At 61.4% G+C, this 12,548-nt stretch carries 8 protein-coding genes and 1 pseudogene; 4 read left to right on the forward strand and 5 right to left on the reverse strand.

The features are described 5' to 3' along the window. The 3 genes and pseudogenes from BN1136_RS07570 to BN1136_RS07580 all read right to left on the reverse strand — a co-directional run. Nucleotides 1-765 (reverse strand): annotated as a pseudogene (locus BN1136_RS07570) (ABC transporter transmembrane domain-containing protein); the annotation flags it as partial. Between the two features lie 204 nt (nt 766-969). After that, nucleotides 970-2,706, reverse strand: a complete 1,737-nt coding sequence (locus BN1136_RS07575) for an ABC transporter transmembrane domain-containing protein (protein ID WP_043760155.1) — start codon at nt 2,704-2,706, stop codon at nt 970-972. Nucleotides 2,707-2,845: 139 nt separating this feature from the next. Beyond that, nucleotides 2,846-5,644, reverse strand: coding sequence for a hybrid sensor histidine kinase/response regulator (locus BN1136_RS07580; RefSeq protein WP_043760153.1), 2,799 nt, complete (start codon nt 5,642-5,644; stop codon nt 2,846-2,848). Between the two features lie 154 nt (nt 5,645-5,798). Here BN1136_RS07580 and trxC point away from each other — a divergent pair, with 154 nt between their 5' ends. The 3 genes from trxC to BN1136_RS07595 all read left to right on the forward strand — a co-directional run bounded on the left by trxC (nt 5,799) and on the right by BN1136_RS07595 (nt 8,564). Further along, nucleotides 5,799-6,239, forward strand: a complete 441-nt coding sequence (gene trxC / locus BN1136_RS07585) for a thioredoxin TrxC (RefSeq protein ID WP_043760151.1) — start codon at nt 5,799-5,801, stop codon at nt 6,237-6,239. 154 nt (nt 6,240-6,393) lie between these two features. Continuing rightward, entirely contained in the window at nt 6,394-7,779 is a 1,386-nt protein-coding gene (locus BN1136_RS07590; RefSeq protein ID WP_043760148.1) for an SLC13 family permease, read from the forward strand. Nucleotides 7,780-8,009: 230 nt separating this feature from the next. Then, nucleotides 8,010-8,564: a cytochrome b/b6 domain-containing protein gene (locus BN1136_RS07595; protein WP_043760147.1), complete on the forward strand. Its 555-nt coding sequence runs from the start codon at nt 8,010-8,012 to the stop codon at nt 8,562-8,564. A gap of 68 nt (nt 8,565-8,632) precedes the next feature. On the opposite strand, the gene BN1136_RS07600 is transcribed toward BN1136_RS07595, so the two are convergent. Together BN1136_RS07600 and BN1136_RS07605 are read right to left on the reverse strand one after the other, a co-directional pair. Further along, nucleotides 8,633-11,107, reverse strand: a complete 2,475-nt coding sequence (locus tag BN1136_RS07600) for a glycogen/starch/alpha-glucan phosphorylase (protein WP_043760145.1) — start codon at nt 11,105-11,107, stop codon at nt 8,633-8,635. A 392-nt stretch (nt 11,108-11,499) separates the two neighbouring features. Beyond that, nucleotides 11,500-11,697 carry a DUF4250 domain-containing protein gene (locus tag BN1136_RS07605; protein WP_043760143.1) on the reverse strand — a complete coding sequence of 66 codons (198 nt, stop codon included), beginning with the start codon at nt 11,695-11,697 and terminating at the stop codon, nt 11,500-11,502. Nucleotides 11,698-11,930: 233 nt separating this feature from the next. On the opposite strand from BN1136_RS07605, the gene BN1136_RS07610 reads away from it, so the two are divergent. Beyond that, nucleotides 11,931-12,410: a cell division inhibitor gene (locus BN1136_RS07610; protein WP_043760141.1), complete on the forward strand. Its 480-nt coding sequence runs from the start codon at nt 11,931-11,933 to the stop codon at nt 12,408-12,410. Nucleotides 12,411-12,548: the final 138 nt, after the last annotated feature.

The following is a 12,548-nucleotide window of genomic DNA, read 5'->3' on the forward strand; positions in this document are numbered from 1 at the left end:
CTCCACCCCGGTGTGGGCGGCGGCCGGCGTCGGTGTGTAACAAGCCCCCACCCCCCCCGCCGTGCTCTCGCGGGTTTCGTCCAGCAGGGCGAAGACCCGCTCCCCCGCCACCATGGCCTGTTGCAGCTGGTTGAGCTGGTTGGTCATCTCGATCAGGGGCTCGATCATCCGCCCGAGATAGCTGATGAAGGCGTAGAGCACCCCCACCTGGATGGCGCCCCCCGCGCTCAGCCCCTCGTGAGCAAACAGGGCCAGCAGGCCGATCAGCACCATCATGTAAAAGAGATCGATGAGGGGGCGCAGCAGGATGCCGTTGATCTTGAGCCCCTTGATCCTGGCGGCCCAGTGCTCCTGGTTGACCCCGGCGAAGGCGTTGGCGAAGTGCACCTCCTGCACCATGGCCTGGATGACCGGCATCCCCTGAAGCGACTCGTTGAGGCGGCTGTTGATGTCGGAGAGCAGGCTGCGGGTCGCCCGCACTACGGGCACGCTCAGGCGCTGGTAGAGCCACATCACGGCCCCCACCGCCGGCAGCAGCGCGGCGCACACCAGCATCAGGCGCAGATCCAGCAGCGCCATGGAGAGGAGGATGCCGCACAGGAGCACCACCTTCTGCACCAGGAGCCCGATCACCTGCACATAGAGGTTCATGATCGCCTCGGTGTCGTTGGTGATGCGGGAGATAAGCGAGCCGGAGCGATGCTTGTCGAAGTAGCGGGCCGGCAACCGGATGGCGGTGGCGAACACCTGCTCGCGCAAACGCTGCNNAGCTTGATGAGCAGGGGGCCCGCCACCTCGGCCCCCGTGGCCAGCAGCAGGCAGATGCCCGCCTGGGTCAGCCAGGCGGGATAACGGGCGCAATAGGCCAGCAGGCGTTTGATCGTCGGGTTCACAGAGACTCCCCAGCGCGTGTTTCAGGGGCAGAGAACGGGCGCAACAGCTCACCCGACAGCCTTGTCATGTTTGGGTTCACAGGCTCTCCTCCACATCTTGTTCGAGGCGCTGGTAACGGACCATGTCCGCATACCAGCCGTTGTGGGCCATCAGGGCGCCGTGGCGGCCCCGTTCGCTGACGTGCCCCTGCTCCAGCACCAGGATCTCGTCCGCCTGCTCCACCGCCGTCATGCGGTGGCTCACCAGAATGAGGGTGCGCTTGTGGGCCTTGAGGGCGTGCAGGATCTGCTGCTCGGTGTGGGCATCCACCGCAGACAAGGCGTCGTCCAGCACCAGGATGGGCGCCTCCAGCAAGAGGGCCCGGGCGATGGCGAGCCGCTGTTTCTGGCCGCCGGAGAGGGTCACCCCCTTCTCCCCCACCTCGGTTTCGTACCCCCTGGGGAAACGGACGATGTCGTCGTGCACGCAGGCGATGCGGGCCACCCGCTCTATCTCCTCCTGGCTGGCATCCGGCCGGCCGAGGGCGATGTTGGCGGCAATGGTGGTGGAAAACAGGAAGGGCTCCTGGGGCACGTAGGCAAACTGGCTGCGCAGCTCGCCAAGGGCCAGCCGTTCGATGGGCACGCCGCCCAGGGTGATCTGCCCGGCGCTCGGGTTGGCCAGGCGCATCAGGAGCTTGAGCAGGGAGCTCTTGCCCGCGCCGGTACGCCCCACGATGCCGAGCATGCCTCCCCCGGACAGGGTGAGATCGATGCCCTGCAGCAGGGTGCGCGACTCGAGCCGGTAGGCCACCCCCTTCATTGCCAGGGGGAAGGGCGAGGCGAGCGGCTGTGGCGAGGCGGGCTCCTCGATGTCGCTGCGCTCGGCCAGCAGGCTCTCGATGCGCGAATAGGCGGCGCTGCCCCGCTCGATGATGTTGAACAGCCAGGCGATGGCGAACATGGGCCAGATCAGCTGGCCCAGGTACATGGTGAAGCTGGTGAGCTCCCCCAGGGTCAGTTCATCGCGTAGCACCAGGGCGCTGCCGCCAGCCACCGCGAGGAAATAGGAGCAGCCTATGCACAGATAGATGACGGGGTCGAACTTGGCGTCGATGCGCGCCACCGCCATGTTGCGCTCCCCCGCCTGGCGGGTCAGCTCGGCAAAGCCCTTGTCTTCGAGGGACTCCACCGCGTAGGACTTGAGCACCCGCACCCCGGAGAGGGCCTCCTGGGTCTTGTTGTTGAGGCGGGAGAAGGCCCCCTGCGCCGCCTTGAACTCCTTGTAGATCTGGGTGCCGAAGCGGTTCATGAAGAACGCCATCACCGGCAGCGGCAGCAGGGAGAGCAGGGTCAGCTGCCAGGAGTACTGGCTGCACATGATGGAGAGCACCAGGATGCCGACGATCATGGAGTCCACCAGGGTCAGCACCCCCTCCCCGGCGGTCATCTCCACCGCCTGGATGTCGTTGGTGGCGTGGGCCATCAGATCGCCGGTGCGATGGCGCTGGTAGAAGTCCGGGCTCATGCGGGTGAAGTGGGTGAAGAGCCGGTTGCGCAGCACATAGGCGAGGCGGTAAGAGGCGCCGAACAGCATGACACGCCACACATAGCGCAGCAGATAGATGAGCAGGCCAAGGCCGAACAACCCCGCGAGATAGCCCGTCAGCCTGGTGCTGTCGAGCCCTCCCTGAGTGATGCCATCCACCACCCAGCCCACCACCTTGGGGGGGATCACGGTCAACAGGGCCACCAGCATCAGGAGGGTGATGGCCATAAGATAACGCCGCCACTGATCCTTGAAGAACCAGCCAAGCCGCAAAAATACGCTCACAGTAAAATCCTTGCTCGCGGCACGGGACGCCGCCTGGTCATAGAGAGAAGCCCAATACAATCGCCCCCGTGGCGGGGGCGATGGGGTCGGTCATCATAGCTCGAAGCGGGCGACTTGAGAACGATTGCTATCTGACCTCTCAGATCCGCTTGTCCTGAGGCGAGAACGGGAAGGCGACCGACTCCTGCGACTCCCCGGTCAGCAGGAAGTGGGACACCTCTTCCCGGGTCTGGGTGAAGACCTGCTGCAACTGGTTCAACTCCCCCTCGCTCAGCTCCTCCTGCAGCCTAAGCCGCCACTCCAGCTCCCCGGCCAGCTGTTGCAGGCGGGAGGCGGAGATGTTGGCCGACACCCCCTTGAGGGTGTGCAGCAGCCGGCACGCTACCTCGGGCTGCTGGCGGCGCAAGGCGGAGCGTATGTCCCACAGATCGTCCCTGTGCTCGGAGAGGAACAGCTTGAACAGGATCTGCAGCGCCTCCCTGTCCTGTTCCAACCGGCGCAGGGCATCGTCCAGATCCAGCACCCCCATCAGATCCGGCGGCTTGACCTCGAGGGGCACCCTGGACTCGCCATCGCTGTTCTTCACCCACTGCAGCAGGTTGTTGTAGAGATCCAGCTTGCTCACCGGCTTGGTCACATAGCCGTTCATGCCGACCCCGAGGCAACGCTCCCGATCCCCTGGCATGGCGCTCGCGGTCAGAGCGATGATGGGGACGTCGTGCTTGTCCACCATCTTGCGGATCTGGCGGGTTGCATCCAGCCCGTCCAGCACCGGCATCTGCAGATCCATCAGGATGACGTCGAACGGCTGCTCCGCCACCTGCTCCACCGCCTCGCGCCCGTTGTCCACTACTGTGACCTTGGCATCCACCCGGCGCAGGTACTCCATGATGAGTTGCTGGTTGACCCTGTTGTCTTCCGCCAGCAGCACCCGGGTGCCCTGCAGCAGATCGCGAAAATGCTGCTGATCCCCCTGCACCTCGGCCTGACGGACCTTGCTGTCGTGGGAGCTGCCATTGAGCAGCTCGTCCACCTTGGCCAGCAGGGCGTTCTCTGTCATCGGCTTGGCCAGGAAGTGGGTCAGCCCCATGCTCTCCATGCGCCCGTGCAGCCCCTCCCTTGACCAGGCGCTGGTCATCAGGACGGGCAGTCGCCGCCACTGGCTGTGCTGGTGCATCTCGAGCGCGAGATCCAGACCATCCTCCTGGCCCATGCGCCAGTCGAAGATGGCGAGCCGGATGTGGTGCCCCTCCTCCCGCAGCACCTGGCGGGCCCGGGAGAGGCTGTTGACCGCGATCACGGTGGCACCGGCGCGGCCCAGGATGTCCTTGGCCAGCTCCAGCACCAACTCGTTGTCATCCATCATCAGGATGAGAGGCTGGTGATCGAAGAAGACCCGGCGCCCGGAGACCCCGTAGACCGCCTGGGAGATGGGGATCTCGAACAGGAAGGTGGAGCCCACCCCGGGCTTGCTCTGCACCCGGATCTCTCCCCCCATCAGCCCCACCAGGCGCTGGGAGATGTTGAGGCCCAGGCCGGACCCGCCATATTTGCGAGTGTTGCCCGCCTCCAGCTGGGTAAAGGGCTGGAACAGCTGGGCCACCTTCTCCGGAGCGATGCCGATGCCGGTATCACGCACGCTGAAACAGACCCGCATGGGATGCTGATTGACCAGGGTGATGGCCACCTCCACCTCCCCCCGCTCGGTGAACTTGATGGCGTTGTTGACCAGATTGACCAGCACCTGACCGAGGCGCAGCGGATCCCCGCGCAGGAAATCCGGTACGGCGGGGGACTTGTTGATGATGACCTCGATGTGCTTGCGCTCCGCCAGGTCGGCAAACATGGCGGCCAGGGAGTCTAGCTGCTCGCTGAGATCGAAGTCGATCTCCTCCAGCGTCAGCTTGCCGGACTCCACCTTGGTGAGATCCAGGATGTCGTTGATGAGCAGCAGCAGGGTATCTGACGAGGATTTGATCTTGTTGAGATAGTCCCGCTGCTGGGGATCCAGGTTGCTCTGCAGGGCCAGGGCGCTGAAGCCGATGATGGCGTTCATGGGGGTACGGATCTCGTGGCTCATGTTGGCCAGGAAATCGCTCTTGGCCTGGGCCAGCAAGCCGGCATGGCGGGAGAGCTCGCTCAGCTTCTGATTGCGGCGCCACAGGGTCGCGGCCACCAGCGAGAAGCAGAGCAGCGCCCCCCCCAGCACCATCAGATAGAACCGGCTCTTGAGGGAGGACGCCAGCTCCAGCTTGCTCTGCTTCCACGCGGGCAGCGAACTGAGCCCCTTCATCTCGACAATGTGATTGCGCAGGCGGTGGTACTCCATCACCTGCTGGTTGAGCTCCTCGCTCAACCGGACGGCGGCCGCCACCCTGGGCTGCCCCTGATAGAGGTCCAGCAGGCGCTGCTGCAGTGCCAGCAGGTGGCGCTGCTCACTCGTGTCCCAGCTGCGCCTGAGAAAGTGACTCAGACGCTGCAGCTCGGTGAGATCGCGATATTGCCCCTCACCAGCCGGCAAGCTTCCCTGCAGCGCCCGGATCTGCCCTTCGAAGCGGGGCGCCAGGTACTCTATGGTCATCTCTATGGTGTAGAGCTTGGCGAGATCCAGCAAGTAGCCGTCGATGTCCCGCTGCAGTGTCTGGGAGCCGGGATCTCCGGCCGAATCCGGGTCTTCGCGCACCTTGCTCACGAAGCGGTCCAGATTGCTGGACAGCAGGCTGAGGCGCTGCTGCACACTGCCATCGCTGGCCTTCTCGCGCCCAAGCAGATACACAGTGTCGGTATTGACCCGATTCAGAACCAGCTCCGCAGCCACGCTCAGATCAAAGGCGCGTTGCTGCTGGCTGAGCAATTGCCAGCAATAGGCAGAAAACGCCAGCAGCGATACGATGATAAGGCCAAAGACAACACGATTCACCCGTGCAACACTCTTCATCCCGTCTCGATTCTCATGTCATGGTCGGCCACCCGGTGACGAAGGGTCACGACCGGAGGGCCCACTGTGAAAAACACCTGAGTGCTATGTTACCGTTAGTCGGCGCTCTGAATGCAATAAAGATGTTGCCGGGCCATGAAATAAGGAAGCAATAATGTCACTTGTCACCACCTATTGTAGCCAATGCTTTACCCGCAACCGCCTGCCAGCCGAAAAAGCAGACTCAAATGCAAAGTGCGGTCGCTGTCACGATCCCCTCTTCGCCCAGAGCCCGGTAGTGGGTCGACTGGCGTACTTCGATGCCCTGATCCAGTCCGATATTCCGGTGGTCGTCGATTTCTGGGCCAGCTGGTGCGGTCCCTGCATGCAATTCGCCCCCGTCTTCCAGGAGGTCGCCCGGGAGCTTGAACCCCGCCTGCGTTTCGTGAAGCTCGACACAGAGCAGGAGGCCGCCGTTGCCAGCCGCTACGCCATCCGCAGCATTCCGACCCTGATGATCTTCCAGGGGGGGCAGATCCTGGCCCAGCGCAGCGGGGCTCTGCCCAAGGGGATGTTCAGGGAGTGGCTGCTATCCTTTGTCAACACAGCCAAATGAAAACGGAATGTTTAATTTTTGTTTAATGTAGGATCCATTTTCACTTGACTCTGTGAGTCGCCACATGGTTTGACCACAAGCCCCTGTTTCAAACAGGGGCTTGAATGTAATCTCGGCAACACAACAACAACCATAAATTAACCGAGAGAACAACATGCATACCTCAGCACTCCCCTCCACCCCCTCGCGCTGGCTGGACATCAAGTCCGGGATCGTCATCCTGGATCTGCTCCTGCTCTGTGCCATGCTGGCCTGGCTACCCTTTGATCCCATGGTCAACAAGGGGCTCGCCATCCTGATCTTCATCGCCATCCTCTGGCTGACCGAGGCGGTCAACATCACCATCACCGCCATCTCCATTCCCGTGCTCGCTACCCTGCTCGGGGTATTCGACATGAGCAAGTCGCTGACCGACTTCGCCAACCCCGTCCTGTTCCTCTTCTTTGGTGGCTTTGCCCTGGCGGCGGCGCTCTCCAAGCAGGGACTGGACACCCAGATCGCCGCCAAGGTGATGCAACTCGCCAAGGGGCACCTCGGCTGGGCTGCCATCGTGCTCTTCACCATCACGGCAGCCCTCTCCATGTGGATCAGCAACACCGCCACCGCCGCCATGATGATGCCGCTGGCCCTCGGTATGCTCAAGGGGCTGGATGTCCACAAGGAGCGCCGTACCCTGGTCTTCGTTCTGCTTGGTGTCGCCTACAGCGCCAGCATCGGCGGTATCGGCACCCTGGTGGGCAGCCCCCCCAATGCCATCGCCGCCGCCCAGATGGGACTGGGCTTCACCGACTGGTTGAAATTCGGCATTCCCGTGGTACTCATCTTCATGCCGGTGGGCATCGGCCTGCTCTATCTGGTGACCCGTCCCGACCTCTCCCATCAGGTCAGCACAGAGAAGGTCACCATCGAGTGGACGGGCCAGCGCAAGGTGACCCTGCTCATCTTCCTCACCACTGTACTGCTGTGGATCGGCTCCCAGCCTCTTGCCAAGGCGCTGGGCGGCATTCCCCAGTTCGATACCCTGATCGCCATGGGCGCCATCCTGGCCATCGCCGTCAGCCGGGTGGCCAACTGGGATGACATCAACCAGAACACCGACTGGGGCGTGCTGCTGCTGTTCGGAGGTGGCCTCACCTTAAGCGCCATCCTGAAACAGACCGGGGCCAATGCCTTCCTGGCGGAGCACCTCTCCAGCGGCCTCGCCACCATGCCGATCTTCGTGATCCTGCTCTGCCTGGCCGCCTTCGTGGTGTTCCTGACCGAACTGGTCTCCAACACCGCCACCGCCGCGCTCCTGGTGCCGCTGTTCGCCGGGGTGGCCGAAGCGCTGGGGGTCTCCCCCATCGTCGTGTCCGTGCTGATCGCGGTCGGTGCCTCCTGCGCCTTCATGTTGCCGGTGGCCACACCGCCCAACGCCATCGTCTTCGCGAGCGGCCATATCCAGCAGCGGGAGATGATGCGGGCGGGCCTGGTGCTGAACCTGGTGTTCACCGTCATCCTGACCATGCTGGCCTATTTCATGGGGGATATTCTCCATTGAACCCCACCGCCTCTTGATACCGGCGACCTGACGGAATGACCTCAAAGCCCCGCGATGTCGGGGCTTTGTTTTGCGTGCGTCACGTGAGACCTGACAAGGCAATCACTCCCTCCTGCATTAACACGTCCTTAAGAAATCCCTCCCATGATGCAGGCAACGACAAGGGTGCCCTCCGTGAGGCGGATGGCACCACCCCATCACGACGAGAGGGAAATGCCATGGAGAAAGCGATGCAAAGCAGCAACGAGATCAAGGTGTGGGACGGTGTGGTCAGGATCTTTCACTGGGCCACCGTCGCTCTGTGCGTACTGAATCTGTTCATTCTCGAGGAGGGTGCGCGCAACCACCGCTATGCGGGATACGCGCTTGCCGGACTGCTGGGGCTGCGCATTTTGTGGGGATTCATCGGCTCCTACCACGCCCGCTTTGCCCACTGGCTGCCGACGCCGGCCGGCGTCATCGCCTATCTCAAGGAGACGCTCAAGGGGCGGCATCCCTATTATGCCGGCCACAATCCCCTGGGATCCCTGATGGTGTTGCTGCTGTTGACCTGCCTGGTAGGCACGGCTGTCAGCGGGATCCTGACCGAGTTCGGGCCGCTATCAGGCAGCCACCTCATGGAGGAGGTGCACGAGTTCTTTGCCAAGACGCTGCAGGTCGCCATCTTCGTCCATGTGCTGGCGGTCATCGCCCTCGATCGCCTGGTGCGGGGGGATCTCGTCAGGGGGATGATCACCGGAAGGAAACGGGTCCCGGCGGGCACCCGGGTGGTCGACAATCCCTGATGGCACAGCCCCATTCATGTGACATAAAAAAAACCCCGCCATGCGGGGTTTTTTATCAGGGATGGCACTCAACCGACTCTGCAGCTTGTCAGCTTCCAGATCCGGTCCACGTAGTCCTGGATGGAGCGGTCGGAGTTGAACTTGCCCATGGTGGCGGAGTTGATGATGGCCTTCTTCGCCCACAGAGCCGGATCCCGGTACCAGGCATCGATCAGCTTGTGTGCCTCGGAGTAGGACTCGAAGTCCGCCAGGGTCAAGTAGGGATCCCCCCCTTCCAGCAGAGAACGCTTGATGGAGGAGAGCTCCCCCGGGCGGCCGGGCGTGAAGTAGTCGGTATCGAACCAGTCCAGTACAGCCTTGAGCTCGGAGTTGGCGTAGTAGAAGTCGTACGGGTTGTAGCCGCGCGCCTTCAGGGACTTCACCTCGTCCACGTTCAGACCGAAGATGGCGCAGTTCTCGGCGCCCGCCTCTTCGGCGATCTCGATGTTGGCGCCGTCCAGGGTACCTATGGTGATGGCGCCGTTCAGTGCCATCTTCATGTTGCCGGTACCGGATGCCTCGTAACCCGCGGTGGAGATCTGCTCGGAGACGTCCGCCGCCGGGATCAGCTTCTCGGCCAGGCTCACGCGGTAGTTCGGCATGAACACCACTTTCAGCTTGCCCTGGATGCGGGCGTCGTTGTTGACCCGCTCCGCCAGCTTGTTGATGGCGTAGATGATGTCCTTGGCCAGCTTGTAACCGGGCGCCGCCTTGGAGCCGAAGATGAACACGCGCGGATGCATGTCATAATCCGGGTTTGCCAGCAGGCGACGGTAGAGCGCCATGATGTGGATGAGGTTCAGCTGCTGGCGCTTGTATTCGTGCAGACGCTTGATCTGGACGTCGAAGATCGCCTCGGCGCTCACGTCGATGCCGGTTTCGGCCTTGATGACCTTGACCAGCTTCTCCTTGTTGTGGCGCTTGATGCTCATGAACTGCTGCTGGAAGGCCTTGTCATCGGCAAACTTCACCACGCTGCGCAGCTTGTCCAGTTGCAGCGGCCACTCCTTGCCCACCACCTCGTTGTAGAGCCCGGCCAGCTCGGGGTTGCAGGCCAGCAGCCAGCGACGGGGAGTCACGCCGTTGGTGACGTTGCACATCTTCTCCGGCCACAGCTCGGCATACTCTGGGAAGAGGTCTTCTTTCACCAGCTTGGAGTGGATCTCGGCCACACCGTTCACCTTGGAGGAGCCGATGACGCACAGGTTGCCCATGCGCACCTTGCGCACGTCACCCTCTTCGATGATGGAGAGCTTGGCCTTGATGGCGTCGTTGCCCGGCCACTTGGGCTCCACCAGCTCGTTCAGGAAGCGGGCGTTGATTTCGTAAATGATTTCCAGATGGCGGGGCAGCACCTTCTCGAACAGGCTGACGGACCACTTCTCCAGCGCCTCTGGCAGCAGGGTGTGGTTGGTGTAGGAGAAGACCTGGTAGCAGATGCCCCAGGCGGTATCCCAGTTCAGCCCCTCTTCGTCCACCAGCACGCGCATCAGCTCGGGGATGGCCACGGTCGGGTGGGTATCGTTGAGCTGGATGGCGATCTGCGCGGCAAAGTTGCTGAAATCGGCACCGTGTACCCGCTTGTAGCGGCGCAGGATGTCCTTGATGGAGCAGGCGCAGAAGAAGTACTGCTGGATCAGGCGCAGCTCCTTGCCCGCGTCGGTCTCGTCGTTCGGGTAGAGCACCTTGGAGATGGTCTCGGCCTGGGCCTTCTCGGCCTGGGAGTCGATGTAACCGCCGGCGTTGAACACGTCCCAGTCGAAGAACTCGGAGGCACGGGATTCCCACAGACGCAGGATATTGACGGTGTGACCACCGAAGCCGACCACAGGAATGTCCCAGGGCACCCCTTTGATCTTGCGACCGGCGTGCCACACCTTCTTCAGGCCACCCTTGTCACCAAACACGGTTTCCACGTAGCCGTAGAGGGGGATCTCCTGCACCGATTCCGGGCGGCAGATCTCCCAGGGGTTGCCGTATTCGCGCCAGGAGTCCGGACGCTCGATCTGGCGACCATCCTGGATCTCCTGACGGAACAGGCCGTGCTCGTAATGGATGCCATAGCCGACCGCCGGGTAGTTGAGGGTGGCCAGGGAGTCGATGAAGCAGGCTGCCAGACGGCCCAGACCACCGTTGCCGAGCGCCATGTCGGGCTCTTGCTCACACAGATCGGTCAGTTCCAGACCCAGCTCACCCAGCGCTTCTTCGCAGATCTTGTACAGGGACAGGTTGTGCAGGTTGTTGGAGGTCAAACGCCCCATCAGGAATTCAGCAGAGAGATAGTGAATCGCACGAGTGTCTTTCTTGAAGTGAGTCTGCTGAGTGCGGGTCAGGCGCTCGTACACCTGTTCGTTGACGGCCGCAGCGGTGGCTTTCCACCATGCTTCGGGAGAGGCTTTCTGTTCGCTTGTACCCAAGGTAGAACGCAGGTGACGCACGATACTCGCCTTGAGCTGATCTTTATCCAGTTGGAGATCCTGGTCTGTCTTCTTCTTGGTAGCCATAAACCATTTTCCTTCGTTACAAATAAAAATGTCATCCCATTGGGGACCGGTGCTGTTGTTATCTCTGAATATGCTCCGGCGTGGGCATACTAGCTAAAGGCTGGGGTTTAAAAGTTAACGTGAGTCACACTTTAACGCATAAAAATGACAGTTTCACCATGAAAACCCTTTCCTTGAAACCGCCTGAACAAAATACAAATACACAATAAAATCAACAGCATAGAAAAACATAAAAAAGATATTTCTATGAATAGGTTTTCAATGTTTGCCAGCGGCTGAAAATACGTGAAAATAACGGACGAAATGGTGGTGGATGAAAGCGCTTTCATTGCCAGCCACTCACAAGCGACAAAAAAGGAGGGTGCCCCAGACGGAGCACCCTGCCATCTCAATTAACCATGAGCCTTGAACTGGTTGCTCATGGGATCGTAGTGATACCCAATCTGCTGCAGACGGGTCGCCAGCTGATCCTCCGTCATGTCGTAGTAAGCCAGCAGCTCTTCCAGACCATCGCACTCCAGCCGCAGCTTCTCGTTGATGATCCCGAGCAGAATATTGGCATCCAGCCGCTGCAAGGTACTGATGTCCATCTTTCCCCCTCCTCTGGTCATACAGACTGTATAACCATGAGCGCCGCGTCGTGCTTTGTCTACAGGTCAAAAAACATACGCGACAGCAAAGATATGAATATCATTTATATTCAATCACTTAATTATAATCCTTGTTATTCGGCTCACATTTTTAGCCATAAACGACTTGTCACTTCCACTGGATGGAACTACTGTATACACATACAGCATGGTTATTCATACAGGAACGACATATGAGCCAGCCCCTGAGTCATCGCCCTCTCTCCTCCTCTGCCGGTGTGATCACCACCTGGCCCACCCGCCATCAGAGCAAGATGGGGCATGATCACCGGCCTGGCGCACACCTGCAGGAGACGCCGCTGCTGGATGCCCTGGGACGCCTGAGCCAGAGCGACAGCGGCTGGATCCTGCTCATCGCGCCGCCCGGCCTGCCCGTGGCCGAACAGCTGCAGGCACGAGGGATCAACCCTGCCAGGGTGCTGGTCGTGCACGGTCGCAAGATCAAGAACTGGCAGCGCCTGCTGGAGCAGAGCCTGATCAATGGCCACTGCGCCGCCGTACTGACCTGGCTACCCGATCAGGTTGCCCTGGATCGCGGCAGATTAAACACCCTGGGCCAGCGGGCCGGCGTCCTGACCCGTTTCTTCGAACCTGCCCCCTCCCAAGGGAGCGCCATGAGCTACGGCGGCCAGGATGTCTACCTGAACCACTGATCACACCTCCGGAGCCACAGCGCAGCCTCAGGGATGATCTGCTGCGCTAACCTGTTATCTCGTTATCTCGTCATGGTCAGAGCGCTGCAACAGGCAAACGTGGAGCACAAAAAAGGCGACCCAAGGGTCGCCTTTTGT

Source organism: Aeromonas taiwanensis (genome assembly GCF_000820165.1).
GTDB lineage: Bacteria > Pseudomonadota > Gammaproteobacteria > Enterobacterales > Aeromonadaceae > Aeromonas > Aeromonas taiwanensis.

Excerpts from the sequence above, each read along its gene's own strand:
- BN1136_RS07600 (WP_043760145.1), bottom strand. The coding sequence starts at position 11,107 with ATGGCTACCAAGAAGAAGACAGACCAGGATCTCCAACTGGATAAAGAT.
- trxC (WP_043760151.1), top strand. The coding sequence starts at position 5,799 with ATGTCACTTGTCACCACCTATTGTAGCCAATGCTTTACCCGCAACCGC.
- BN1136_RS07590 (WP_043760148.1), top strand. The coding sequence starts at position 6,394 with ATGCATACCTCAGCACTCCCCTCCACCCCCTCGCGCTGGCTGGACATC.
- BN1136_RS07595 (WP_043760147.1), top strand. The coding sequence starts at position 8,010 with ATGCAAAGCAGCAACGAGATCAAGGTGTGGGACGGTGTGGTCAGGATC.
- BN1136_RS07610 (WP_043760141.1), top strand. The coding sequence starts at position 11,931 with ATGAGCCAGCCCCTGAGTCATCGCCCTCTCTCCTCCTCTGCCGGTGTG.
- BN1136_RS07580 (WP_043760153.1), bottom strand. The coding sequence starts at position 5,644 with ATGAAGAGTGTTGCACGGGTGAATCGTGTTGTCTTTGGCCTTATCATC.
- BN1136_RS07605 (WP_043760143.1), bottom strand. The coding sequence starts at position 11,697 with ATGGACATCAGTACCTTGCAGCGGCTGGATGCCAATATTCTGCTCGGG.